At 70.7% G+C, this 25008-nt stretch carries 18 protein-coding genes and 2 pseudogenes; 12 read left to right on the top strand and 8 right to left on the bottom strand.

The window, feature by feature from the left end:
* Positions 1 to 92: 92 nt before the first annotated feature.
* Positions 93 to 1091, top strand: a complete 999-nt coding sequence (gene ilvC, locus OG819_RS04635) for a ketol-acid reductoisomerase (protein ID WP_266628917.1) — start codon at positions 93 to 95, stop codon at positions 1089 to 1091.
* A gap of 327 nt (positions 1092 to 1418) precedes the next feature.
* Positions 1419 to 3008, top strand: a complete 1590-nt coding sequence (serA, locus tag OG819_RS04630) for a phosphoglycerate dehydrogenase (protein ID WP_266628919.1) — start codon at positions 1419 to 1421, stop codon at positions 3006 to 3008.
* Between the two features lie 52 nt (positions 3009 to 3060).
* Here the strand turns inward: serA and OG819_RS04625 are convergent, their stop codons facing one another.
* On the bottom strand, positions 3061 to 5940 hold the full coding sequence (locus OG819_RS04625) for a helix-turn-helix transcriptional regulator (protein WP_266648136.1): 2880 nt from the start codon (positions 5938 to 5940) through the stop codon (positions 3061 to 3063).
* 267 nt (positions 5941 to 6207) lie between these two features.
* On the bottom strand, positions 6208 to 7776 hold the full coding sequence (locus OG819_RS04620) for an MFS transporter (protein ID WP_266648134.1): 1569 nt from the start codon (positions 7774 to 7776) through the stop codon (positions 6208 to 6210).
* A 96-nt stretch (positions 7777 to 7872) separates the two neighbouring features.
* Here OG819_RS04620 and OG819_RS04615 point away from each other — a divergent pair, with 96 nt between their 5' ends.
* Positions 7873 to 8460: a TetR/AcrR family transcriptional regulator gene (locus OG819_RS04615; protein WP_266628923.1), complete on the top strand. Its 588-nt coding sequence runs from the start codon at positions 7873 to 7875 to the stop codon at positions 8458 to 8460.
* A gap of 6 nt (positions 8461 to 8466) precedes the next feature.
* Here the strand turns inward: OG819_RS04615 and OG819_RS04610 are convergent, their stop codons facing one another.
* On the bottom strand, positions 8467 to 9447 hold the full coding sequence (locus tag OG819_RS04610) for an MFS transporter (RefSeq protein ID WP_266648132.1): 981 nt from the start codon (positions 9445 to 9447) through the stop codon (positions 8467 to 8469).
* A gap of 20 nt (positions 9448 to 9467) precedes the next feature.
* Here OG819_RS04610 and OG819_RS04605 point away from each other — a divergent pair, with 20 nt between their 5' ends.
* Positions 9468 to 9629: a hypothetical protein gene (locus tag OG819_RS04605; protein WP_266648131.1), complete on the top strand. Its 162-nt coding sequence runs from the start codon at positions 9468 to 9470 to the stop codon at positions 9627 to 9629.
* A gap of 163 nt (positions 9630 to 9792) precedes the next feature.
* Here OG819_RS04605 and OG819_RS04600 read toward each other — a convergent pair whose 3' ends face one another.
* The gene (locus tag OG819_RS04600) at positions 9793 to 11004 is read right to left on the bottom strand and encodes a helix-turn-helix domain-containing protein (RefSeq protein ID WP_266652565.1); all 1212 of its coding nucleotides are present in this window, start codon (positions 11002 to 11004) and stop codon (positions 9793 to 9795) included.
* A 259-nt stretch (positions 11005 to 11263) separates the two neighbouring features.
* On the opposite strand from OG819_RS04600, the gene OG819_RS04595 reads away from it, so the two are divergent.
* The 3 genes from OG819_RS04595 (at position 11264) to OG819_RS04585 (ending at position 14848) form a co-directional block, all read left to right on the top strand.
* Positions 11264 to 12190 carry a proline dehydrogenase family protein gene (locus tag OG819_RS04595; RefSeq protein ID WP_266648130.1) on the top strand — a complete coding sequence of 309 codons (927 nt, stop codon included), beginning with the start codon at positions 11264 to 11266 and terminating at the stop codon, positions 12188 to 12190.
* 49 nt (positions 12191 to 12239) lie between these two features.
* Positions 12240 to 13880, top strand: a complete 1641-nt coding sequence (gene pruA, locus OG819_RS04590; RefSeq protein WP_266648128.1) for an L-glutamate gamma-semialdehyde dehydrogenase — start codon at positions 12240 to 12242, stop codon at positions 13878 to 13880.
* A gap of 104 nt (positions 13881 to 13984) precedes the next feature.
* Complete coding sequence (locus tag OG819_RS04585) at positions 13985 to 14848, top strand: alpha/beta fold hydrolase (RefSeq protein WP_266648127.1); 864 nt, start codon at positions 13985 to 13987, stop codon at positions 14846 to 14848.
* 31 nt (positions 14849 to 14879) lie between these two features.
* On the opposite strand, the gene OG819_RS04580 is transcribed toward OG819_RS04585, so the two are convergent.
* A complete protein-coding gene (locus OG819_RS04580) occupies positions 14880 to 15086 on the bottom strand; it encodes a DUF5988 family protein (RefSeq protein ID WP_266628935.1) in 207 nt (68 codons plus the stop codon).
* 142 nt (positions 15087 to 15228) lie between these two features.
* Positions 15229 to 17178: a glycoside hydrolase family 97 protein gene (locus OG819_RS04575; protein ID WP_266648125.1), complete on the bottom strand. Its 1950-nt coding sequence runs from the start codon at positions 17176 to 17178 to the stop codon at positions 15229 to 15231.
* A 196-nt stretch (positions 17179 to 17374) separates the two neighbouring features.
* On the opposite strand from OG819_RS04575, the gene OG819_RS04570 reads away from it, so the two are divergent.
* From OG819_RS04570 to OG819_RS04560, 3 genes and pseudogenes are all read left to right on the top strand, one after another.
* The gene (locus tag OG819_RS04570; RefSeq protein ID WP_266648123.1) at positions 17375 to 17695 is read left to right on the top strand and encodes an MFS transporter; all 321 of its coding nucleotides are present in this window, start codon (positions 17375 to 17377) and stop codon (positions 17693 to 17695) included.
* 223 nt (positions 17696 to 17918) lie between these two features.
* Positions 17919 to 19141: pseudogene (locus OG819_RS04565) on the top strand (RNA-guided endonuclease InsQ/TnpB family protein).
* 580 nt (positions 19142 to 19721) lie between these two features.
* The gene (locus tag OG819_RS04560) at positions 19722 to 19850 is read left to right on the top strand and encodes a hypothetical protein (RefSeq protein WP_097286358.1); all 129 of its coding nucleotides are present in this window, start codon (positions 19722 to 19724) and stop codon (positions 19848 to 19850) included.
* 58 nt (positions 19851 to 19908) lie between these two features.
* Here OG819_RS04560 and OG819_RS04555 read toward each other — a convergent pair whose 3' ends face one another.
* A complete protein-coding gene (locus tag OG819_RS04555; RefSeq protein WP_266648122.1) occupies positions 19909 to 21477 on the bottom strand; it encodes a metallophosphoesterase family protein in 1569 nt (522 codons plus the stop codon).
* Between the two features lie 142 nt (positions 21478 to 21619).
* Here OG819_RS04555 and OG819_RS04550 point away from each other — a divergent pair, with 142 nt between their 5' ends.
* Complete coding sequence (locus OG819_RS04550; RefSeq protein ID WP_266628945.1) at positions 21620 to 22663, top strand: 3-isopropylmalate dehydrogenase; 1044 nt, start codon at positions 21620 to 21622, stop codon at positions 22661 to 22663.
* A 261-nt stretch (positions 22664 to 22924) separates the two neighbouring features.
* Entirely contained in the window at positions 22925 to 24013 is a 1089-nt protein-coding gene (locus OG819_RS04545; protein WP_266628947.1) for a branched-chain amino acid aminotransferase, read from the top strand.
* Between the two features lie 450 nt (positions 24014 to 24463).
* Here OG819_RS04545 and OG819_RS04540 read toward each other — a convergent pair.
* Positions 24464 to 24921 (bottom strand): annotated as a pseudogene (locus OG819_RS04540) (cytosine permease); the annotation flags it as partial.
* Positions 24922 to 25008: the final 87 nt, after the last annotated feature.

Genomic DNA, 25008 nt, shown 5'->3' with positions numbered 1-25008 from the left:
GCCCGTATACCGAGACCCGAAAACTTCCCTCCCCCCGCCCGCCGTACGGTGGGACGCAACACCGGCAATACCGGAAAACAAGGAGAACCCCAGTGGCCGAGCTGTTCTACGACGACGACGCCGACCTGTCCATCATCCAGGGCCGCAAGGTCGCGGTCATCGGCTACGGCAGCCAGGGCCACGCCCACGCGCTGTCGCTGCGCGATTCGGGTGTCGACGTCCGCGTGGGTCTGCACGAGGGGTCCAAGTCCAAGGCGAAGGCCGAGGAGCAGGGCCTGCGTGTGGTGACGCCGTCGGAGGCCGCGGCCGAGGCCGACGTCATCATGATCCTGGTGCCGGACCCGATCCAGGCGCAGGTCTACGAGGAGTCCATCAAGGACAACCTGAAGGACGGCGACGCGCTGTTCTTCGGCCACGGTCTGAACATCCGCTTCGGCTTCATCAAGCCCCCGGCCGGCATCGACGTGTGCATGGTCGCCCCCAAGGGGCCGGGCCACCTGGTGCGCCGCCAGTACGAGGAGGGTCGCGGTGTTCCCTGCATCGCGGCGGTGGAGCAGGACTCGACGGGCGGCGCGTTCCCGCTGGCCCTGTCGTACGCCAAGGGCATCGGCGGTACCCGTGCGGGCGTCATCAAGACGACCTTCACGGAGGAGACCGAGACCGACCTGTTCGGTGAGCAGGCCGTGCTGTGCGGTGGTACCGCGGCGCTGGTGAAGGCGGGCTTCGAGACGCTGACCGAGGCCGGCTACCAGCCGGAGATCGCGTACTTCGAGTGCCTGCACGAGCTGAAGCTGATCGTGGACCTCATGTACGAGGGCGGTCTGGAGAAGATGCGCTGGTCGGTCTCCGAGACCGCCGAGTGGGGCGACTACGTCACCGGCCCGCGGATCATCACCGACGCCACCAAGGCCGAGATGAAGAAGGTCCTCGCGGAGATCCAGGACGGCACCTTCGCCCGGAACTGGATGGAGGAGTACCACTCGGGTCTGAAGAAGTACAACGAGTACAAGACGCAGGACGAGAACAGCCTCCTGGAGACCACCGGCAAGGAGCTCCGCAAGCTCATGTCGTGGGTCAACGACGAGGCGTAAGCCGTACGGCCGAAGGGGCCGGAGCATCCGCTCCGGCCCCTTCGGTCAACCCTGGGTAACGCCCGTGAGCGCGACGTTGTCCACCCCGTCCAGCCACGGACGGGTGATCCTTCCACGGAGGCGCAAGAAGGCCCCCGTAGCGGCACTACACTGCTGCACAACAAACGCGTCAGGCCCACAGCGTCGTGCGTCTTCCACGCGGCTCAAGCGACCCCGAAGAAGTGAAGGCGCGCCCCACGCCGCCCGGAACTTCCCCGAGGCCGCGACAACCCTCCACCGCCTGCGGCCGTCGGGACGGCCGTCCGCATTGGACTTGTGAGGACTCACGTGAGCTCGAAACCTGTCGTACTCATCGCTGAAGAGCTGTCGCCCGCGACCGTCGAAGCCCTGGGCCCGGACTTCGAGATCCGGCACACGAACGGCGCGGACCGCGCCGAGCTGCTGCCCGCGATCGCCGACGTCGACGCGATCCTGATCCGTTCGGCCACCAAGGTCGACGCGGAGGCCGTCGCCGCCGCGAAGAAGCTCAAGGTCGTCGCGCGAGCCGGCGTCGGCCTGGACAACGTCGACGTCTCCGCCGCCACCAAGGCCGGCGTGATGGTCGTCAACGCTCCCACCTCGAACATCGTGACCGCGGCCGAGCTGGCCTGCGGCCTTCTCCTCGCCACCGCGCGCCACATCCCGCAGGCCAACTCCGCGCTGAAGAACGGCGAGTGGAAGCGCTCGAAGTACACCGGCGTCGAGCTCGCCGAGAAGACCCTCGGTGTCGTCGGCCTCGGCCGCATCGGCGCGCTGGTCGCCCAGCGCATGTCCGCGTTCGGTATGAAGGTCGTCGCCTACGACCCCTACGTCCAGCCTGCCCGGGCCGCGCAGATGGGCGTCAAGGTCCTCTCCCTCGACGAGCTGCTCGAGGTCTCGGACTTCATCACCGTGCACCTGCCCAAGACCCCCGAGACGGTCGGTCTCATCGGCGACGAGGCGCTGCACAAGGTCAAGCCGTCGGTGCGGATCGTCAACGCCGCGCGCGGCGGGATCGTCGACGAGGAGGCGCTGTACTCGGCGCTCAAGGAGGGCCGCGTCGCCGGCGCCGGCCTCGACGTGTACACGAAGGAGCCCTGCACGGACTCCCCGCTCTTCGAGCTCGACCAGGTCGTCTGCACCCCGCACCTCGGCGCCTCCACGGACGAGGCGCAGGAGAAGGCCGGTGTCTCCGTCGCCCGCTCGGTACGCCTGGCCCTCGCCGGTGAGCTCGTCCCGGACGCGGTGAACGTGCAGGGCGGTGTCATCGCCGAGGACGTCAAGCCCGGTCTGCCGCTCGCCGAGAAGCTCGGCCGCATCTTCACCGCCCTCGCGGGCGAGGTCGCGGTCCGCCTCGACGTCGAGGTGTACGGAGAGATCACCCAGCACGACGTCAAGGTGCTCGAACTCTCCGCGCTCAAGGGCGTGTTCGAGGACGTCGTCGACGAGACGGTGTCGTACGTCAACGCCCCGCTGTTCGCGCAGGAGCGTGGCGTCGAGGTTCGCCTGACCACGTCGAGCGAGTCCCCGGACCACCGCAACGTCGTCACCGTGCGCGGCACGCTCGGCGACGGCCAGGAGGTCTCGGTCTCCGGCACGCTGGCCGGCCCCAAGCACCTGCAGAAGATCGTCGCCGTCGGCGAGTACGACGTGGACCTCGCGCTCGCCGACCACATGGTCGTGCTGAGCTACGAGGACCGTCCCGGCGTCGTCGGCACCGTCGGCCGCATCCTCGGCGAGGCGGGCATCAACATCGCCGGCATGCAGGTCGCGCGCGCCGCCGCCGGCGGCGAGGCCCTCGCGGTCCTCACCGTGGACGACACGGTCCCGCAGAACGTGCTGGGCGACGTGGCCGAGGAGATCGGCGCCACCTCGGCGCGCTCGGTGAACCTCGTCTGACGTTCGCTGTACGAAGGCTGGGGCCCGGTCACCTGGGGTGACCGGGCCCTCGTCATGCGCGGGTGTTCGGGGGCGGCTCTACCAGCCCCTCCCGGTAGGCGATGGCCACGGCCTCCGTGCGGCCCGCGGCGCCCAGCTTGGCGAGGATGTTGGAGACGTGCACGCTCGCCGTCTTCCCGGTGATGAACAGCTCCTCGCCGATCTGACGATTGGTGCGGCCACGCGCCAGCAGCCGCAGCACGTCGCTCTCGCGGGCGGTCAGTGCCGGGACACGGTCCGCGGCGGACGGCGCGTCGGCGAGACGACCGCGCCGGATCAGGGTGTCCAGCTCCTCGCGCAGCGGTACGGCGCCGAGCCGGACGGCGGTGTCGCGCGCCGCGCGGGCCCGCTCGGCGGCCTCCTCCCGACGGTCCGCCACGAGCAGCGCCTCGGCCAACCGCCTTTCGCTGCGGGCCAGTTCATAGGGATCGCCGTAGTCGAACGCGGCGACGGCCCGCTCCCAGGCGGCCACATCGGGACCCGAGCGCGCGCGCAGCCACTCCGCCTCGGCGCGGGCGAGCCAGGCCAGCCCCTCCGGTCCCTGCCGCGACCCGTCCTCCCCCTTGGCGGCCGTACTCCGGGCCACCTCCACCAGCTCGGTCGCGATGTCCGCCCAGCGCAGGGCGCCCGCACCGTCGCCGTTCGTACGCAGCTCGACGGCGGCGTCCGCGACCGCCGACAGAGCCAGCGCCGCGAGCCGCACACCGATGTCGGGCCGCCCGCTGCCGGAGCCCTCGCTGAGCGCCGCGAGTGTCGTCCGCACGGAGGCCACGGCGCCCTCGGGGTCGCCGCGCAGGGCGGCGGCGTCGGCCAGCACGATGCCCGCGACGAGCGTGGCCATCCAGTCGAACGGCCCGCCGAGCAGAGCGCGGGCCCGCTCGGTGGCCCCTTCCTCGCCGCGCGCCAGGGATACGTACAACGCGGGCCCGACGGCGAAGCCGCCTGCCGGTGGCAGCCGTTCGGCGTCGACGGCGGCCGCCCGCGCACACTCGTCCCAGCGGCCGAGGGTGTAGAGGATCAGGGACTGCAGGTAGCGCAGCTCCAGCGCGTACGGGGAGGAGGCGAGCCCGGAGCGGTTCGCCCGCTCGAGTCCCTCGGCGAGCCAGGTCAGGCACTCGTCCAGAGCCCCGGACTCGTAAGCCCCGATGGCGAGGTTGAACAGCGCGCGCATCTCGACGGAGACATTGCCGGCGCCCCGGGCCAGGTCACGGGCGCGCCGAAGCCGCTCCCGGCCCTCGGCCGTACGCCGGTTGCGGTCTTCGAGACCGACCAGAGAGATGATCAAGTCGGCCTGGGCGTCGGCGAGTCGGAGCTCCTCAGCGGTGTGCAGCGCCTGCCGGGCGACGCGTTCGGCGTCCTCGTCGTGGCCCATGTACCGAGCGGCCATGACATGGGTGGCCGCCGCCCACACCCAGGTGTACGACGGGGGCTCGGCCGGGATCATGGCCAGTGCCTCGCTGCTGTAGGTGAAGGCGGCCTTCAGACTGTCGACGCGCATCAGATTGCCCGCGAGGGTGTAGCGGACGCGGGCGGCGAGCTCCGAGTCCGCGTCCGAACCCGCCCTGGCGAGTGCGGCGCGGGTGAGGGAGACCGCCCGGTGGGTCTGTCCGGCGTGCGCGGCGGCCGCGGAGGCGCGCAGGGTGAGCGTCACCGGGTCGCCGTCCCGGGGGCGGGCGCCGGGGTCCACCGCCGGCCACAGTTCGAGCGCGGCCTCCACGTGGTGCAGCTCCTCGGCCGGTGCGCCGACCCGCTGGGCGTGGTCGGCCGCTTCCAGCGAGGCGGTCAGCGCGTCCGCGAGGTCGTGGCTCTCCCGCGAGTGGTGGGCGCGCTCGGCCGCGCTCTTCGCCGTATGACCGCGCCCGGCGAGGAGCTTGGCGAACGCGCCGTGCAGCCGGACCCGCTCGCCGGGCAGCAGATCGGTGTAGACGGCCTCACGGGCGAGGGCGTGCCGGAAGGAGTACGTGGCGTCCTCGCCGGGGACCAGCAGCTGCCGTCCCACGGCCTCCCGCAGCGCCGACTCCAGCTCGTCCTCCGGCAGTTGTACGGCGTCACGCAGCAGGTCGTGCTCGACGCGCCGCCCGGCGACCGCCGCCGGGTCGAGGTCGCCAGGCAGCGCGGCGAGAAGCTCCTCCGCGTAGAAGGCGTTGCCCTCGGCGCGGTCGACGATACGGCGGACGGTGGTGTCGGAGAGGGTGTCCGTCCGCAGGGCGCGCACCAGGCGGGCCACTTCGGCGTCCGCCATGGGGCGCAGTTCGAGCCGGGCCACGGAGGGGAGCCGGACCAGCTCGGCGAGCAGGGGGCGCAGGGGGTGGCGGCGGTGCAGGTCGTCCGCGCGGTACGAGGCGAAGAGGGCGAGGTGGTGGGTGGGGGAGCCGGGGGTCGGACTCTGCAGGACACCTCGGCTGAGGAGGAAGCGCAGGAGGTCTCTTGAGGACTGGTCCGCCCAGTGGAGGTCTTCGAGGACCAGGAGGAGCGGGGTGATGTCGGCGGCGTCCGCCAGCAGGCCCGCGACGCCCTCGAAGAGGCGCAGCCGGGTGCTGGTGTCCGTGTCCGTTCCACCGCCGCCCGCGCCCAGCAGGCGGCCTACCGCCGGGTGCGCCGCGAGGGCGGCGGTGAACCGCTCGTCCCCTCCGAGCACGCCGAGGATCTCCGTGAACGGCAGATAGGGCAGGCCCACGTCGCCGAGGTCCACGCAGTGGCCGGTGAGCACCGTCATGCCGGTGCGGGTGGCGTGCGCGGCGGCCTCCGTCAGGACGCGGGTCTTGCCGACGCCGGCGTCTCCGGAGACCACGACGGCGCGGGGGGTGCCTTCGCGGGCGCGGTCCAGCACGCCGGTGAGCCGGGCGAGTTCGCCGTCCCGGCCGATGAACGGCGTACCGAATGTCTGTGCCACGCCGCCCATCCTGACACGCCCCACCGACACGGCCCCGCCCCTTTGTCCTCGCCCCCGCCGCCCCTACCCGTCCCATCCCTACTTGGGGAGCTCCGCACCCAACCCCCCATCGGCCTGAACGGCCTCGTCTCAAACGCCGGACGGGCTGGATGGTGCGGGCCGGGGTCGTGGCTTTCAGGGGCGCGGGGAACTGCGCGATCGGACCCCGCCCCCTTCGTCGGAGCGCACAGCCGGGGTTCCAAGGGTGTGGCCCTGGTGGGGCCGGTGTCAGGCGGGAGCCTGTTCGGTGGTGGGTGGGGCCTCGGCCTCGATCTCCCGTACCCGCACTCGCCGCAACGTCGCGGACGCCAACACCGCCGCCCCCAACAACAGCACCGCCCCCGCGACCGCCGCCGCCTGCATCCCACTGGTGAACGCCTCCCGCGCGGCCCGTACCAGCGCGGCGCCCGTGTCGCCCGGCAGCTGGTGGGCGACCGCCAGCGCGCCGCCGAGGGTCTCCTGGGCCGGCGCCGGGGCGCCGGACGGAATCTCGTGGCGGTAGACCGCCGTACCGATGGAGCCGAGGACTGCCATACCGAGCGCGCCGCCGAACTCGGCGCCCGTCTCCAGGAGGGAGGACGCGGCGCCCGCGTTGCCGACGGGGACGGTGCCGAGCGCCAGATCCATCATCTGGGACATCACGGTGACGATCCCCGAGGCGAGGACACCGGCACCGGCGAGGACCAGCCACAGAGAGTCGGTCCCGGTGAGGGCCAGCAGACCGTAGCCGCACGCGCCGAGGACGAAGCCGCCGGAGACGACGTGGGCGCGGTGGACGCCCTTCTGGACCAGCTGCGCGGCGACCGGCGCGGCGACCCCGACCAGGACCGTCGGCAGCAGCGACCACAGGGCGGCCTCCATGGAGCTCTTGCCGAGGACCGACTGCAGGTACTGGGTGGTGAAGTACGCCGAACCCATCATCCCGAACGCGGAGACCAGGTTGAGCACGACGGCGGGCGCGAAGCCTCGGCACCGGAACAACTCGGGGGAGATCAGCGGGGATTTCGCGGTGCGCTGACGGTGGACGAAGAGCGCGGCGAAGACGAGACCGACGACGATCGAGGCACCGTACTCGAACGTCCAGCCCTCGGAGGGGATTTCCTTCACGCCGTAGATGACGGGCAGCACGGCGGCCATCGACAGAGGCACGCTGAGCAGGTCGAAACGGCCCGGTTCCGGGTTCTTCGACTCGGGGAGCAGGATCGGGCCGAGGACGAGCAGCAGCACCATCGCGGGCAGGTTGACGAGGAAGACCGAGCCCCACCAGAAGTACTGGACGAGGACACCGCTCATCACCGAACCGAGCGCGATGCCGCCGGTCATGACGCCGGACCACAGTCCGATCGCCTTCGCGCGCTGCCCGGGGTCGGTGAACATCGTGCGGATGATGGCCATCGTCGACGGCATGAGGGTGGCGCCGCCGATGCCGAGGACCGCGCGGGCCGCGATCAGCATCTCGGCGCTGCCCGCGTAGGCGGCCATGACCGAAGCGGTGCCGAAGGCGGCGGCGCCGATGAGGAGGAGCTTGCGGCGGCCTATGCGGTCGCCGAGCGAGCCCATCGTCATCAGCAGGCCGGCGAGCACGAACGCGTAGATGTCGAAGATCCACAGCTGCTGGGTACCGCTCGGCTCCAGGTCCGCGCTGATCGCGGGGATCGCGAAGTAGAGGACAGATACGTCCATCGAGACCAGGAGCAGCGGAAGCATCAGGACGCCGAGGGCGGTCCATTCGCGGCGGCCGGCGAGGCCTCCGCCGGGTGCGGGGGTGGTGCTCGTCGAGTGCTTCGAGTGCGTCATGACAGCGACTGTACGGACGTCTTAAACGCTTGTCTAGTACGCTTGTTTAAAACAGGCGTCTGGGACGGTTGTCTGTATCGGGGTACGCTGATCGGCATGGGACACCGTGAGGATCTGCTCGAAGGCGCCAAGCGCTGCCTGCTGGAGAAGGGGTTCGTGCGCACCACGGCGCGCGACATCGTGAAGGAGTCCGGGACGAACCTGGCGTCCATCGGCTACCACTACGGATCGAAGGACGCGTTGCTGACGCAGGCCTTCGTGGAGCTGGTGCAGGAGTGGGGCGAGAAGTTCGCCCCGCACCAGGAGCGCGAGGACACGCCCGGGGGTTCCGTGGAGCGGTTCCATGAAGTGTGGGCGCGGATGCTGGAGTCCTTCGAGGACTTCAGGCCCGTCTGGGCGGCCAGCATGGAGATCGTGACGCAGGGGGAGCGGGTTCCGGAGCTGCGGGACCTCATGGCGAAGGCACAGATCGAGGGACGGTCCGGGCTCGTCGCGATGCTCACGGGCCTGGACGAGGAGACGCTCGACGAGCGCACCGTCCAGTCCCTCGGCGGCTTCTACCAGGCGCTGCTCAACGGTCTGATGGTGCAGTGGCTCTTCGACCCGGCGAGCGCCGCCACGGCGGACGACCTCACGGAGGGGCTGCGCCGGGTGATCGAGGGCGCGACCAGGGCGCGGGACTGAGAAGCGTCACCCGGTCACGACTCCGGTCGGCGGGGTGCCGGACCCGCGATCGGCCCGGGCATCGCGGTACGCCGGGATCAGCGCCACCAGCATCAGTACGGCGGTGACGGCGAAGGCCGACGGATACCCCGTCACCCCGGCCAGCACGCCGAAACCCGCCGCGCCGACGCCCATGCCACCGTCGTACGCGATGTTCCACAGCGCGGTGACGGTGCCGTATCCGGAGGCCGGGACCCGCGCGTACATCAGGGCCAGCGTGGCGTTCTGGGCGATGCCGAAGCCGGTGCCGAAGACCGCGACACCGGTGAGGACCGCGACGGGACTGCCGGTCACCGCCGTGATCAACAAGCCCCCCGCCGAGAGGACAAGGCCGGGCACGACGAGTCGCGCGGGCCCGTGCCGGTCGCCGTACCGGCCCGCCGTCCAACGGGCCGCGGTCGACGCGGCCGGCTGCACGAAGAGGGCCACGGCGACGACCGTGCCGTACGCGGCCGGGACCGCCAGCGGCAGGAACGTGACGACGATCCCGGCGGCGAGGGCGGTGGTCGCGAAGACGGCCCCGGGCCGCATCAGACCGCCGGTGCGCAGCCCGGCCAGCACCCCCACCGGTTTCCCGGACGTTCGCTCCCGGTCCGGCAGGCCCGGTACGGCGACGATCGCGGCCAGCGCCGCCATGCCCGCGGCCACGGCGACCGGCCCGTACCCGACGTGCGCGGCGAGCCACACGCCGAGCGGCAGCGCGATCAGCGACGGCACTCCGGAGACCAGGCCCGCCAGCGCGAGGCCCTCCCCGCGCCGCTCGGCCGGGATGAGCGACGCGGTGAGCGCGCCGCCCGCCACGAGCGTGAGTGCGAAGCCGAGGCCGCGGACGAGACAGACCGTCACGATCCACGCCATGCCGTCGGAGGCGGTCAGGACCAGTGCGGGAGCGCCGAGCAGGGTGAGCCCGGCGATCAGCGCGACCCGGTAGCCGTAGCGGGCGCGCACGGTCCGTCGGCCTGTACGGGATGAGCGCCTGCCGCTCGAACCGGGCGACGGCGCCGCCCCGACTCGTCCTGGGCTTCGGTGACGTGGGGGAACGCGCGATCACGGAAGGCATCGCGACGATCGGCGACCTGCTCGTCCGGCCCGGACAGCTCGAACAGCCCGGACGGGTCGTGGCGGGCTAGGACCGGCGCAGGGCCCCGCGCCAGGGTTCCGGCGCCGTCTTCCCGTACTCGACGTCGGTGGTGGCCCCCTCCATCCGTACGGGTATGTCGCGGCCCTCACCCGTGAGGGCGCGCGGAGAGCGCTTCGACGGCGCACCTCACGGCTGATCGCCGCGTACAGGCCTCACAGTCGCGCCGCCTTCAACGCCATGTGCAGCAGCAGGCGGTCCTCGCCGTCGTCCAGGTCCAGGCCGGTCAGTTGCTCGACGCGGGACAGGCGGTAGTAGAGGGTCTGCCGGTGGATGCCCAACTCCGCCGCCGTACGCCCGGCCTGGCCCGCGCAGTCGAGGAACACCTCGGCGGTGCGGGCGAGTTCACGGTGCGCGGGGGAGAGGAGGACGCGGACGGCGGGGTCGTGGGCCGTCTCCGGGGGCAGAGCCGTGAGGAGGCGGTACGGGCCGATGGAGGCCCACTCGGCGACCGGGCCCAGGCGGGGCTCCGCGAGGACGGCGCGGGCGGCGGCGGACGCCTCCTGCCAGGCGGCCCCCAGCTCGGCGAGGCCCATCCGGGCCCCGGCGACTCCGGCGGCCACCGTCGTCCCGGCAGTCGCGGCGCTCCCGGCAGCCTTGGCCGCTCCGGACGCCCCCGCCCCCTGCCCGCCGCCGCGCTCTCCTTCCCCCTCGCGTACGAAGCGTGTCGCCGCCGTGAGTGCCGGAGTCAGTACGTCCGCCGAGCGCAGCCGCACGAGGAGGGCCAGGCTCTGGCCGGCGGCCCCCCACGGCACCGTGCACAGCGCGGTCGCGCCCGGCACCGTACGGACCGAAGGGGCGTCGTCCGGGTCGGCGGACGGCCAGGGGGCGACGCACACCACCGTGTGCAGGCCGTCGCCGCGTGGGCCGAGGGCGGTGCGCAGCTCGGCCACCGCCATCTCCCGTTGCCAGCCGCGCTCGGCGGTCAGGACCGCCCGCAGCTCGCGGGTGAGGTCCGCGCCCGCCTGCGCCTCGTCGGCGAGCAGGTCGCCGATGCGGGCGGCGACCTGCATGGCGGCGGAGAGCTGCGCCTCGGACGGGCCGGGGTCGTCCTCCAGCAGCCACACATAGCCGAGGACGACACCCCGATGGCGTACCGGAAGGCAGATCCGGCCCCGGTACACGCCCGCCTCGGGGGTGGGCGGGATGTGCACGGGCGCCGTCGCGCGCGTGATGCCGAAGCCCTCGAACCAGGTGCGGACTGCCGTCGTGGAGCGGCGCGTGAGGATCGAGCGGGTCCGTACGGGGTCCAGGGCCGACGCGTCGAGCTCGCCCTCGCTGTCGTACGCGCCGAAGGCGATCAGCTCGAAGTCCCGGTTCTCCAGCGTCGCGGGCGCCCCGAGGAGCGCCGAGATCTCGTCGACCAGCTCCTGATAGCCGCCGTGGTCGCCCCGGTGGTCCCGGTGCTCTCTCTGCTCTCTCTGATTCCTGTGTTCACCGCTCACCCGGGCATTCTCCCGCAATTCCGCAGGCCTTCATACATCTGTCTGAGATCCAGGGCACGGATGCGTGACAGCTGTCGATGGCTCAGGATCGGAGGGATCCTTAGGTTTCACGGTGGTTCTCCGTGCCGTACCCGAATGGTCGGGATGCGGCCTTCTGCTCGCCTTGTTGTGGAGGTGCCCCGTGCTGGGTCCCGTGATTCTCGCCGCGTCGCGCAGCGACCGGATGCGCCGCTTCGTGTCGGCGGCGCCCGGCACCAAGCAGGTGGTCGCCCGCTTCATCGCAGGTGAGAGCGTCGACCAGGTCATTCCGGTCGTCCAGGACGCCGTCGCCAAGGGTCTGGAAGTCACCCTCGACGTCGTCGGCGAGGACATCACCACCCGCGAGCAGGCCTTCGCCGCCCGGGACGCGTACCTGGAGCTCATCGAGCACCTGAAGGAGCTGGACCTCGGCACCAAGGCCGAGATGTCGGTCAAGCTGTCGATGTTCGGGCAGGCGCTGGAGGGGGGCCACGAGCTGGCCCTCGCCAACGTGCGCCCCGTCGTCGAGGCGGCCGCCGCCATCGGGACCACCGTCACCCTGGACGCCGAGGACCACACCACCCTCGACTCGATGTTCGCCATCCACGAGGAGCTGCGGAAGGACTTCCCGCAGACAGGGTGTGTCATCCAGGCCTACCTGTACCGCACCGAGGCCGACGCCCGCCGCCTCGCCGCGAGCGGCAGCCGCGTCCGCCTGGTGAAGGGCGCCTACAAGGAGCCCGCCGAGGTCGCCTACCAGGACAAGGCCGAGACCGACAAGGCGTACGTCCGCGTCCTGCGCGTCCTCATGGAGGGCGAGGGGTACCCGATGATCGGGTCCCACGACCCGCGCCTCATCTCCATCGCCCAGGAGCTGGCGCGCAAGGCCGGGCGCAAGCCGGACGAGTACGAGTTCCAGATGCTGTACGGCATCCGGAGCGAGGAGCACCTGCGGCTCGCCGCCGAGGGCCACCGTATGCGCGTGTACACCGCGTACGGCACCGACTGGTACGGCTACTTCATGCGCCGCCTGGCCGAGAAGCCGGCCAACCTGCTGTTCTTCGCCCGCTCGATTGTGACCAAGGGCTGATCCACGGGCCGAGCCCGAACCACCCGCTCATAAAGGAGTTACGGACACCATGGACGCTGTGACCCAGGTCCCCACCCCCGTCAACGAGCCGGTGCACGGCTACGCCCCCGGTACGCCCGAGCGCGCGCGCCTGGAGGCCAAGCTCAAGGAGCTCGCGGAGAACCCGATCGAGCTGCCGATGACCATCGGCGGCGAGAAGAGGCTCGGCGGCGGTGAGCGTTTCGAGGTCGTGCAGCCGCACAACCACAAGGCCGTCATCGGCACCGGCGCGCACGCCACCCAGCAGGACGCGCAGGACGCGATCGACGCGGCTCTCGCCGCCGCGCCCGCCTGGCGTGCGATGTCCTTCGACGACCGCGCCGCGATCATCCTGCGCGCCGCCGAGCTGCTGGCCGGTCCCTGGCGCGAGACGCTGGCCGCCTCCACCATGCTCGGCCAGTCGAAGACCGCCCAGCAGGCCGAGATCGACTGCCCCTGCGAGCTGGTCGACTTCTGGCGCTTCAACGTGGCCTACGCCCGCCAGATCCTCGCCGAGCAGCCCCCGGCGAACTCCCCGGGCGTCTGGAACCGCCTCGACCACCGCCCGCTCGAGGGCTTCGTCTACGCGATCACGCCGTTCAACTTCTCGGCGATCGCGGGCAACCTGCCCACCGCGCCCGCGCTGATGGGCAACGTCGTGGTCTGGAAGCCGTCCCCGACGCAGACCCACGCCGCCGTCCTCCTGATGCGGCTCCTGGAGGAGGCCGGTCTTCCCAAGGGCGTCATCAACCTCGTCACCGGCGACGGCATCGAGGTCTCCAAGGTCGCCCTGGAGCACCGCGACCTCGCGGGCATCCACTTCACCGGGTCGACCAAGACCTTCCAGTACCTGTGGAAGACGGTCGGCAACAACATCGAGAAGTACCGCTCGTACCCGCGCCTGGTCGGCGAGACCGGCGGCAAGGACTTCCTGGTCGCGCACCCCAGCGCCGACCGCGCGGTCCTGAAGACCGCCCTGACCCGTGGTGCCTTCGAGTACCAGGGCCAGAAGTGCTCCGCCACCTCCCGCGCGTACATCCCGGCGTCCATCTGGAACTCCGGGTTCAAGGAGGAGTTCGCGGCCGAGGTCGACTACCTGACCATGGGTGACGTCACCGACCTCGCGAACTTTGTCGGCGCGGTCATCGACGAACGCGCGTTCGCCAAGAACAAGGCGGCGATCGACCGGGCGAAGGCCGACCCGACCTGCACGATCGTCGCGGGCGGCTCGTACGACGACTCGGTCGGCTACTTCGTGCGCCCGACCGTCGTGGAGTGCTCGGACCCGGAGAACGAGGTCTTCAAGACGGAGTACTTCGGCCCGTTCCTCGCCGTGCACGTGTACGACGACAGCTCGGCCGAGAGCTACGACGAGATGCTGACGCAGATGGAGTCGGCGTCCGACTACGCGCTGACCGGCTCGGTCATCTCGGGCGACCGTGCGGCGACGGCGTACACGATGGAGAAGCTCCGCTACGCGGCGGGCAACTTCTACATCAACGACAAGTCGACCGGCGCCGTCGTCGGCCAGCAGCCCTTCGGCGGCGGCCGTTCCTCCGGCACCAACGACAAGGCGGGCGCCCCGCAGAACCTGATGCGCTGGACGCTGACCCGCGCCATCAAGGAGACCCTGGTCCCGCCGACCGACTACACGTACCCGCACATGGGCTGATCAGCCCTTCCGATACCCGGGCCGGGAAGCCTGACCTCCGAGCGGACTTCCCGGCCCGTCTCCATGTCGGGGCGTCTTCGGACGTCTCCGGGCAGAATCTCCCCATGGCCCTGACGCGAAGCGAGACGGTCGAGACCGACGACGGAGTACGTCTGTGGGCGCGGCGGTCGGGTGAAGGCCCCCCGCTCGTGCTGTGCCACGGCGGACCCGGTCTGTGGGACATGTTCGAGGACATGGCCGGATCACTGGCGGACCGGGCCACCGTTCACCGCTGGGACCAGCGCGGCTGCGGACGGTCCCAGCCGTACGCCGGGCCCTGGACGAGCGAGCGGTTCGTCGCCGACCTGGAGGCCGTACGCCGGCACTTCGGGCTGGAGCGGATGACGCTGCTCGGCCACTCGTGGGGTGCGCAGCTGGTGCTGAGCTACGCGCTGGCCCATCCCGAGCGGGTGAACGCGCTGATCTATGTGAGCGGTACGGGGATCGGGCCCGACTCCGACTGGTTCGGCGACTACAAGGCGAACCTCCTCGCCCGGCTGGGCGAGCGTCCCGAACGCCTGGCCCGCTGGCGCGAGTTGACGGACCGTCCCCTTCGCTCCGAGGCGGCGGAACGGGAGTGTGCGGTGCTGCAGTGGTCCGCCGAGTTCGTGGACCGCGAGCGGGACCTGGAGCATGCCGGGCGGATGGCCGAGCCCTGGTTCGACATCAACACCGAGTGCAACAAGGCCTTCAACGCCGAGCGGAGAAGGACCTGGGGCACCCCGGAGCTGTACGCCGCGTGCCAAAAGCTCGACCTGCCCGTGGTCGTCGTCGACGGGGCGCTCGACATCCGGCCGCGTTCGGCGGTGGACTCACTGGAGCGGGCCCTGCCCCGGGTGCGCCGGGTGATCCTGCCGGAGGCCGGGCACCTGCCGTGGGTCGAGGACCCGAAGGGCTTCGGGGAGGCGGTGACGGCGGCGTTGCGGTGATCCGCCGTCCCCCGCCGTGGCGGGCGCGGCGTTACCCGGCGAACTCCGTCCGCTCCCACCACTCGTACACGGGCAGCCTGCCCTCCGGTGTGTCCGCGTGCCGTGGGGTCGCCCTGAAGTGTTCGTATCCAGCGCGCAACTCGATCTTCACGTCCGTTCCAGGGGGCGGGACCGGGACGATTCGTTCCGGCAGATCGTCCGGGCCGCCCTCGAGCAGTGCTTTGGTCGTGTCGCTCATGACGTCACCGTTCCCCCGGCGGAGTCCGATGTCGCATGCCGCGCGGAGGATCAGTCGTGTGGGCGATCCGCTTCTGAGCCGTCGGCGGTCGTCGTGCACGAACGGCTCCCCTGACCCCGGACGGGGCCAGGGGAGGGGTGGGTCAGTTTTCGCAGGTGGTACGGCCCTCGCGTGCGCGACAGGCGAGCGCCGCGAAGCCGCCGTCCGCCACGACCGGTACGGTCAGCGTGCCGCCGCCCCGGACGACGTGCGTCTCGCGCACCAGCCCCGACGGCCCGTCCGTCAGGGTCTCCACCAGCCAGCGGCCGGTGCCCAGCCGCATCGGTACGTCGACCGTGCGGGCCGCGCCCGTGAACGTGCCGCCGATGAACCACCGGCCGTCGGCGGCGCGCCGGGCCAGGACCGCCGAGCGGCCCGGGTCACCGGTCAGCAGCCGGGTCTCCTCCCAGCGGGCGGGGAGCTGCTCCAGATAACGGCGGGCCTCGGGCCGCGCGTCGTACGACTCCGGGGTGCCGGAGAGGTTCTGGATCCCGGACTCGTACAGGACGCTCAGGCCCAGCTCACCCGCGTCCGAGGCGACGTTGGGGCGGTACGGGCGGTGGAAGGCGCCCGGGGTGAAGTCCATGGAGCCGATGACATTGCGGGTGAAGGGGAGCGAGGCCAGCTGCACCGCCGTGTTGTTGCGCTTCTCCTCACCGCCGACGCCCTCCATCGTCATGACCTGCGGCCAGGTGCGCTGGATGCCCTTGGGGATCGTCGAGCCGTGGAAGTTCACCATGAGGTGGTGGTGGGCCGTGGACTCCAGCACGTCGTCGTACCAGCGCATCCGCTCCTGGGACTCCGAGTCCATGAAGTCGATCTTCACTCCCTTGACGCCCCAACGTGACAGCGTGGAAAGCCACTTCTCGCGCTCGACGGGATCGGTCAGCAGGCTGTAGTGCAGCCAGACGTGGATGCCGACGCCCTTGGCCGCCGCGTAGCGCACCAGTTCCGGCATCCAGCTGTCCGTCTGCCACTCGGGATCGATCACGTCCCAGGCGTCCGCCTTGAAGTACCAGCCCGCGTCGACCACTTCATACGGCCAACCGCGCTCGGCCGCGTAGTCCACGTACTTCTCCTGCGCGGCCAGGCTCTGCCCCGCCTCCTTGCCGCCCGCCAGCCAGGTCCACAGTGCGGGGCCCGGCTTGATCCACGAGGTGTCGCGGACCCGGGACGCCGGGGCGAGGTCGTCGATGAACGTCGACTCGGTGACGGTCGCGAGATCGCCGGTGACGATCGCGCGCCACGGGGTGGTGAGCGCGCCGGTCGTCACGATCGGCTCGTCGTTCCAGAGACTCAGCCCGTATGTCGAGGAGTTCGCGGCGTGCGTCAAGTGGGCGCCCGCGTAGGTGCCGTTGACGTCCGACTCGGCGATCAGGGCGTAGTCGCCGTCGCTGCCGGAGGCGCTGCCCCCGTCGCCGCTTCCCCCGTCCGTCCGGAACAGCCCCTGCATCATGTACGCGCCGGCCGGTGCCGACGCCGCGGAGTCGTAGCGGGTGAAGGGGAGCTCGTTGTCGGCGCGGTAGCCGCCGAGGAGGGCGTTCGCGCCGGTGGGGAGGGTGAAGGCGGAGGCCTCGCGCAGCACGTCGCCGTGGTTTCGCGGCAGGACGTAGCGGTAGGCGACGCCGTCGCGGGCGACCCGTGTCACCAGGTCGAGGCGGGAGCCGTCGGCGGTGCGGAAGCGGAAGCGGGCCTCGGTCATGCGGGCGACGCGGTCGCGGGACTTGCCGGTCGGACTGGTGTAGTGCTCGGTGATCGTGCGCTCGGAGCGTCCGGCGAGGGTCAACCCCCGGGAGAAGTCGCTCTGTTCGGTGACCAGGCCGAGGGGGGAGGGTTCCAGGACCGTTCTGCCCTCGCGTCTCACGGCGAGCGTGGGACGCCCGTCCGTCCGGTCGAGTGCGACGACCGCGGTCGGGGAGCCGTGCGGCCCCTTCACCTCCCAGGCGGCCCGTGCCGTGCCCTCGGCGCGGGCGGGGAGCGCCGCCACCGCCGTGGCGAGCAGGGTGGAACAGAGCGTCAACACGATGGTGCGGGCCCGTAACTGGACCGACATCAGGAACCCTCCTTCTCGCAGCCATCTCCTGTATTCATCCGATGATTCTGAGAGTGAAGGTGCGTGATGGGACTGTCAAGGCGTCTGACCGCATCAGAGATGGGATCAATTGCTTCGCTCGGTGGGAGGGGGACGTGCTGTGACCGTCACCCTCACCCGGATGCGTCGACGACGCACCTGACCTCCTCCGCCACTCATGCCAGCGCCGTTGCTCTTCCAGGAGGTGTTCGGCTGGAGCGCGGTGAGGTCGGGCGCGGTGGTGCTGTTCGTCTTCGTGGGGAACATCGGGGTCAAGCCCGCGACGACGTATCTGATCAACCGCTTCGGCTTCCGTCCACTGCTGAGCGTCTCCACGCTCGGGCTCGCGGTCACCACCGCGGCCTGCGCGCTGTTCACGCAGGGGACGCCGGTCGCGGTGATCGCGGTCGTCGCGGTGCTCTCCGGTGTCGCCCGTTCGGTCGGTCTCAGCGGCTACCGGGATTCATTCGCAGTGCATCGGCCTTCAGGCCGGTGGTGAAGCGAATCTGTCATGGTGGCGTGGAGCGTCACGGATGCTGTCCTGCGGAGCATGAGGGCGCAGGCGTCACCACGGCCGGCGCGGAGCGTCACGGGGCCCGGTCCGGCGAAGCCGGGCAACGCCTCCCCCGTTCGGCCCGTTCCGCTCCCCCGGTTCAAGGGGAGTATCGACCGTTCATACGTTCCCTCTGGTAGCGGGCGGCGCTCGTTCGTACGATCACCGCATGCAGCTTCGGTACGCCTTCAGGCTGTACCCGGAACCGGGCCAACGCCTCGCGCTGGTCAGGGCGTTCGGGTGCGCTCGCGTCGTGTACAACGATGCGTGCGCGCCCGCGAGGACGCCCGCAGGGCGGGCGAACCCTTCCCCACGGCGGGTGTGCTGTCCCAGAAACTGATCACCCAGGCCAAGCAGACACCCGACCGGTCCTGGCTGGGCGAGGTCTCCTCAGTGGTGCTCCAGCAGTCCCTGCGCGACGCGGAATCCGCGTACCGGAACTTCTTCGCCTCCCTGAAGGGCGAGCGGAAGGGCGCGAAGAGCGGTGCGCCCCGCTTCAAGTCCCGCAAGGACAGCCGGCAGTCGATCCGCTTCACGGCCAATGCCCGCTGGTCGATCACCGGTTCCGGGAGGCTGAACCTCCCGAAGATCGGCGCGGTGAAGGTGAAGTGGTCGAGGACCCTGCCCGCACAGCCCTCCTCGGTCACCGTGATCAAGGACGCGGCCGGACGGTACTTCGCCTCGTTCGTCATCGACACCGACCCGGCCGCCGACGCCGCCCGCATGCCCGACACCGACCAAACGGTCGGCATCGACCTGGGCCTGACCCACTTCGCCGTCCTCTCCGACGGGACGAAGATCGACAGTCCTCGGTTTCTGCGCCGGGCGGAGAAGAAGCTGAAGAAGGCCCAGCGGGAGCTGTCTCGCAAGCAGAAGGGATCCAAGAACCGGGAGAAGGCCCGCCTCAAGGTCGCCCGCGCCCACGCGCAGGTGGCCGACGCCCGCCGGGAGTTCCACCACCAGCTCTCCTCGACGCTGATCCGCGAGAACCAAGCGATCGGCGTGGAGGATCTGGCGGTGAAAGGACTGGCGCGTACCAGGCTGGCCAGGAGTGTCCACGACGCGGGATGGTCGGCGTTCGTGCACATGCTGGAGTACAAGGCGGCCCGGTACGGGCGGACCCTGGTCAGGATCGGCCGGTTCGAGCCGACCTCCCAGACCTGCTCGGCCTGCGGTGTCAAAGACGGCCCCAAGCCCCTGAACGTCCGGGAATGGACCTGCACCGCCTGCGGCACCCTCCACGACCGGGACCACAACGCCGCGAAGAACGTCAAAACGGCCGCCGGACTGGCGGTGACAGCCTGCGGAGCGCAGGTAAGACCAGGACTCGTCCCGGCACAGCGCGAAGAAACAGGAAGCCACGGATTCCCGCCCGCACCCCGTGCCGCGTAACGGCACAGCAACGGACGAGAAGGCCAGAATCCTCGGGCTCCAGCCCGAGGAGCAAGTCAAGCGACCATCGCCTTCAGCGAGACCCCGCCAGAGCGCCTGCGCGATGCCAACGCCCTCTTCGCGACCTCCCACCAACTGGCCGCGGGGCTGGGCGTGGCCCTCACCGCCGTCGCGCTTCGCGGGGGCGCGGCGCTGACGGACGGGACGCGCTCGGCGTACGCCGTCGCGTTCGTGGTGCTCGGCGTGCTGTGTCTCATTCCGATGGCGGGCGCCCTGCGGCTGCACCCCGCGGCGGGCGACGCCGCGCGAACTGTAGCCCCAGGTCAGGGGCGTGTGACCCAATCCACCGTCTCAGATAGTAGGAAGTCCGAGTAATTGTGGAGACAGATGCTCCGTCCTCGCTTAGTTTTGTAGGAGCCGAACGTCTCGCTAGACCAAGCGAATGGCGGTCGTGAGCCGGTGCCCCTGGCAGGCAACCCCTGCGGCACCGATCCCCGCCCCGGCGTCTCGTATCCCTTCCTCATCGCACTTCCGGTGGCCCCTTCCGGGCCGCTTTCCGGAGGCAAGGAGTCGATCCATCATGGCCGAGACGACCGTCCGCCGAGTCCGCCACGTGTCCCGCACGAGTGAGTCCGACCGTAAGAACGCGGCCGCCGCCCTCCAGCGCGCCCTCGACCGCAGGGACAACGGTGGCGAGACGGGTCACTGACCCGCCCGCACCACCTTTCGTACCGGGAGCCGCACCCGCACGGGGTGCGGCGCGGGGTTCACGCCCCGCGCCGCACCTCGAAGTGGTCGATGCGCTTGCCGCTCTCCGCGAGCGCCGACACCTTGAGCCGGGGCGCCGTGCCCGCCTCCGCCTCCACCGAGAGGAAGGAGAAGCCGGCGTACCGTACCCGGGACCACTCCACCGTCTCCCGCTGCTGGTCCTGAGATTTGGTCCAGTGGAAGCTGCTCACGGGCTCGTGGCGGCCGACATGCCCCTCGTAGCTGTCCTTCACTCCCGACGGGAAGCCGTACAGATCCTTGCCGCCGCCGCCCGCGGTGACGTAGACGGTCCCGTCCCGCGTCGGATCCGTCGAGCCGCCCACCGGCACCGAACGGCCCACCGCGCCCTTCTTGATGGCGTCCGTCCGCTCGTACACGTGGTTGTGCCCGTTGATCACCAGATCCACCTGGTGCTTGGCGAAGAGCGGCAGCCACTGCGCGCGCACCCCGCCGTCGGAGGCGTGCGCGGACGTCGAGTAGGCGCAGTGGTGGAAGAAGACCACGATGAAGTCCACCGCCGTCGAGGAGCGCAGCTCGCCCAGCTTCCGGTCCAGCCACTTCGTCTGCCGGCCGCCCGTGTAGCCCTGGTTGGCGGGAATCTCATACGACACGTCGTTCGCGTCCAGCGCCACGATGCCGACGTTGCCGTAGGTGAAGGAGTAGACGCCCGGTGCCGTCCGCGGGTCGAAGCCGCTGTCCGGGAGGGAGAAACGGGCCGCCTGGCCGCCGTACCCGTCCGGCGAGTACCAGGCCTCCATGTCGTGGTTGCCGGTCGTCACCATCCACGGCACCGACTTCGCCACCGGCTCGGTCTGCTTGAGGAACAGGTCCCAGTACCCGGGGTCGAACCCGTCCGACTTCTTGCCCTGTCCCGTCCCGTCCGCGTAGCAGATGTCACCCGCGTGGAGGTGGAAGGCGGGTTTCTGGCGCAGCAGCACCTTGTCGTTGGCGAGCGCGGCCGAGCTGACGCCCTGGTCGCCGAAGGCGGTGAACACGAACTTCCGCGGGCTCGCCGGCGCCGTACGGAAGGAGCCGATGGTCGAGCTGTGCGCCGGTGAGGCCGGGTCGAAGCCGTCGTGCCCGACACCGTAGTAGTACGTCGTGCCGGGCCGCAGACCGTCCAGGGCCGCGTGCACGTAGTACTGCTCCAGTGCCGGCCGTACGCCCTTGACCCCCGGCGTGTGCAGGGCGCGGACCTCGGCCTCGATCTTCCGGCTCAGCTGCCCGGGATGCGTGCCCACCCGCAGATACGGCCTCCGGACGGCGAGCGGCACCTGCCAGGAGACGCGCATCTGGCTCTTCGGGTCGGCGCCGAAGGCGAGATGGCGGCCGAAGGGGGTGACGACGGAACCGTGCACCTGTCCGGTGACGCTCGCGCCCGTGGCGGAGCCGCGCGTCACCGTCCCCGACGGGGACGAGCAGCCGGCCAGCAGCCCGCCGCCCGCGAACGCGCCCGCCGACACCAGGGCGCGGCGCCGCGTGAGCCTCGTACGCAGGTACTCGTACTGCTCCGCCATGCTCATCCGGCTCGCGAGCTGCTGCGGAATGCCGAAGTCGGGAAGGTCCATGTCGGTGAACTTCCCAGCAAGTCCCAACGCCCGCCATACGTACGGGTGAACGCACGTCGACGAAACGATCCGCGACACCCCGGCGATGTCCGGATGGCGGACACCTCGTGTCATTCCATGGGACACGGAGTACGGTGCCTTCATGTCTCGCAGCATCAATCTCGCAGTGATCCCCGGTGACGGCATCGGCCAGGAGGTCGTGGCCCAGGGGCTGAAGGTGCTCTCCGCCGTCCTTCCGCAGGATGTGAAGCTGGAGACCAAGGAGTTCGACTTCGGGGCCAAGCGTTACCACGCCACCGGTGAGACCCTCACCGAGGCCGACCTCGACGCCCTCAAGCGGCACGACGCGATCCTGCTCGGCGCGATCGGCGACCCCTCGGTCCCGTCCGGCGTCCTGGAGCGCGGCTTCCTGCTCAAGCTCCGCTTCGCCTTCGACCACCACGTCAACCTGCGTCCGTCGAAGCTCCTTCCGGGTGTCGCCACCCCGCTGGCCGGCCAGCCGGAGATCGACTTCGTCGTGGTCCGCGAGGGCACCGAGGGCCCGTACACCGGCAACGGCGGCACGATCCGCAAGGGCACCGAGCACGAGGTCGCCACCGAGGTCTCCGTCAACACGGCCTTCGGTGTCGAGCGTGTCGTCCGCGACGCCTTCGCCCGCGCGCAGGCCCGCCCGCGCAAGAAGCTGACGCTGGTCCACAAGAACAACGTGCTGACCTTCGCGGGTCACCTCTGGACGAACGTCTTCAACAAGGTGGCCGAGGAGTTCCCCGAGGTCACTACGGACTACATCCACGTGGACGCCGCGACGATCTACCTCGTCACGGACCCCGCGCGCTTCGACGTGATCGTCACCGACAACCTCTTCGGCGACATCATCACCGACCTCGCCGCGGCCGTCTCCGGCGGCATCGGCGTCGCCGCGAGCGGGAACATCAACCCCTCCGGCGAGTTCCCCTCGATGTTCGAGCCCGTGCACGGCTCGGCGCCCGACATCGCGGGCCAGGGCAAGGCCGACCCCAGCGCCACCGTCCTGTCCGTCGCCCTCCTGCTGCGCCACCTCGGCTACGAGGCCGAGGCCGCCCGCATCGAGGACGCCGTCTCGGCCGACCTCGCCGAGCGCGTGGGCAAGCCCGCCCGCAGCACCGAGGAAGTCGGCGACGCGCTCGCCGTACGAGTAGCCGGCTGACCCGCCGCGCCACTTACGTCTCGTAGGAGCCGCCGGGTCGCATCCGCGCCCGGCGGCTTTTCCTATGCCCTCGCCGGGTGCCACCATCAATCCCTGGGCAACCCCCGGGCCGTGTTCACCCCGTTTCGTCCATGGCTGCGCGCACGCGATAATCGAACGCGGAGCCGCGGAATGAGGGAATGCTCGGACGTCCTAGCACTGGCCACTGGCAGTACAGGCGTGAGCGCGGCCCGTCACACACAACCGGTGAAGGACAACCACATGACGACGCCCACGATCGAGCTCAAGCCCTCTTCGCAGCCCCGCTCCGCGGCGGAGCGCGAGGCGATCCTCGCCAACCCCGGGTTCGGCCGCCACTTCACCGACCACATGGTGACGATCAAGTGGACCGAGGGCCGTGGCTGGCACGACGGCCAGCTCGTTCCGTACGGCCCGCTCTCCCTCGACCCCGCGAACATGACCCTGCACTACGCACAGGAGATCTTCGAGGGCCTCAAGGCCTACCGCCAGCCGGACGGCTCCGTCGCCACCTTCCGCCCGGACAAGAACGCCCGGCGCTTCCAGGCCTCCGCCCGCCGGCTGGGCATGCCGGAGCTGCCCGTGGAGACGTTCATCGAGGCCTGTGACGTGCTGGTCCAGCAGGACCGCGACTGGGTTCCGACGCACGGGGGCGAGGAGTCGCTCTATCTGCGCCCGTTCATGATCGCGACCGAGGTCGGCCTGGGGGTGAAGCCCGCCAACGAGTACCTCTTCCTCGTCATCGCGTCCCCCGCGGGCGCGTACTTCCCCGGCGGCGTCAAGCCCGTCTCCATCTGGGTCTCCGAGGACCACGTCCGCGCCGTGCCCGGCGGCATGGGCGACGCGAAGACCGGCGGCAACTACGCGGCCTCCCTCCTCGCCCAGGCCGAGGCCGCGGCGAAGGGCTGCGCCCAGGTCTGCTACCTCGACGCGGTCGAGCACAAGTGGATCGAGGAGCTCGGCGGCATGAACCTGTACTTCGTGTACGGGGACAAGATCATCACCCCCTCCCTCACCGGCTCCATCCTGGAAGGCGTCACCCGCGACTCCCTCCTCACCGTCGCCCGCGACCTCGGCTACACCTCCGAGGAGGGCCGCGTCTCCATCGACCAGTGGCAGCGCGACGCGGAGAACGGCACCCTGACCGAGGTGTTCGCCTGCGGCACGGCCGCGGTCATCACCCCCGTCGGCACGGTCAAGCGCACCGGCAGCGAGTGGCTGCAGTCCGGCGGCGAGCCCGGCGAGGTCACCCTGAAGCTGCGCGAGGCACTCCTCGACATCCAGCGCGGCATCAGCGAGGACAAGCACGGCTGGATGCACCTTCTCGGCTGATCCCTCGGCTGCCTCTTGATTTGACCCTCACCGGTCTCTGCCCTCCCCGGCAGGATGGCAGGGACCGGCAGTTCCTTCGACGCGTATGGATGCACCGTTTCTCAGTTGATCGGCTGGTGTTGGCCAAATCCGGCATCCCGAACAGCGTGAGTTGCTGGTTTGGAATGCTGGGCCCCCGAACGGTGGTGGGGCCGTGGGGCGGGTGCTTTCCGGGCGGGCGCGCTCGCGTCTGACGCACCACGGGTGGGGTGCTGCGCGTTGTCCTGGCCGGAGCTGTCCGCTCCGTGCGGCCTAGGGTGCGGTGACTCGGCGTTTCGGGGACGGCTGGCCCGGTGTGATCCTCCGGTCGCACGGCCCCCACCTCGGCAGGCTGTGAGGCGTGGGTGGTGGGGGTTTGGCGGGGTGCGTCTTTCCTGCGCCGGGCCGTGCAGCCCAGACCGCGTCTGCCCCCGCGCCCGCGACGGTGGCGGCGGCGAGGACGGCGTAGACGACGGCGTACGACAGTCCGTTCGTCGGCAGCCCGAACAGCCGGCCCAGCACGCTCACCATCACATCGCCGCCGATCCAGACGGTCAGCGCGGTGTAGCCGAGGGCGAGCAGCAGTCCGAGGACCGAGCCGACCAGCCGTCCGCGCACGCCGAACTGGGCGCCGGAGGAGGTGGAGAGGTTCGTCGCGGTGCGCAGGGACACCAGCGCGAGCGGCGCGGTGAGCGCCGTGCCGATCACCGTGCCCGCCACGTCGCGCTCACCGACGACCACCAGTCGAGCCCGAAGGACGGTGGCAGCCAGCCGAAGATGATCACGCCCAGACAGAGGTTCGACCCCAGCAGGATCGAGACGAGGTCCTTGGGACCGCTGGTGCGTTCCTCGTCCGGGATGGTGCCGACTCCGCGCTGTTCGATGGGCATGGCTGGTCTCCTTCGACGGCCGTCCGAGAGTTAGAGCGACGTTCAATGTCTGGTGACCAGATTCGGGATATCAATCTTTCCGTTCCA

The sequence above is a fragment of the Streptomyces sp. NBC_01549 genome (genome assembly GCF_026339955.1).
Lineage (GTDB): Bacteria > Actinomycetota > Actinomycetes > Streptomycetales > Streptomycetaceae > Streptomyces.
The sequence above is the reverse complement of the archived record's forward strand: the minus strand, read 5'-3'. Positions and strand labels throughout refer to the sequence as shown.

Bases quoted from the DNA above. Each gene is read 5' to 3' on its own strand.
- OG819_RS04620 (WP_266648134.1), bottom strand. From the start codon at position 7,776: ATGACGCACTCGAAGCACTCGACGAGCACCACCCCCGCACCCGGCGGA.
- OG819_RS04615 (WP_266628923.1), top strand. From the start codon at position 7,873: ATGGGACACCGTGAGGATCTGCTCGAAGGCGCCAAGCGCTGCCTGCTG.
- OG819_RS04605 (WP_266648131.1), top strand. From the start codon at position 9,468: ATGAGCGCCTGCCGCTCGAACCGGGCGACGGCGCCGCCCCGACTCGTC.
- pruA (WP_266648128.1), top strand. From the start codon at position 12,240: ATGGACGCTGTGACCCAGGTCCCCACCCCCGTCAACGAGCCGGTGCAC.
- OG819_RS04585 (WP_266648127.1), top strand. From the start codon at position 13,985: ATGGCCCTGACGCGAAGCGAGACGGTCGAGACCGACGACGGAGTACGT.
- OG819_RS04580 (WP_266628935.1), bottom strand. From the start codon at position 15,086: ATGAGCGACACGACCAAAGCACTGCTCGAGGGCGGCCCGGACGATCTG.
- OG819_RS04575 (WP_266648125.1), bottom strand. From the start codon at position 17,178: ATGTCGGTCCAGTTACGGGCCCGCACCATCGTGTTGACGCTCTGTTCC.
- OG819_RS04570 (WP_266648123.1), top strand. From the start codon at position 17,375: ATGCCAGCGCCGTTGCTCTTCCAGGAGGTGTTCGGCTGGAGCGCGGTG.
- OG819_RS04560 (WP_097286358.1), top strand. From the start codon at position 19,722: ATGGCCGAGACGACCGTCCGCCGAGTCCGCCACGTGTCCCGCACGAGT.
- OG819_RS04555 (WP_266648122.1), bottom strand. From the start codon at position 21,477: ATGGACCTTCCCGACTTCGGCATTCCGCAGCAGCTCGCGAGCCGGATG.
- OG819_RS04550 (WP_266628945.1), top strand. From the start codon at position 21,620: ATGTCTCGCAGCATCAATCTCGCAGTGATCCCCGGTGACGGCATCGGC.
- OG819_RS04545 (WP_266628947.1), top strand. From the start codon at position 22,925: ATGACGACGCCCACGATCGAGCTCAAGCCCTCTTCGCAGCCCCGCTCC.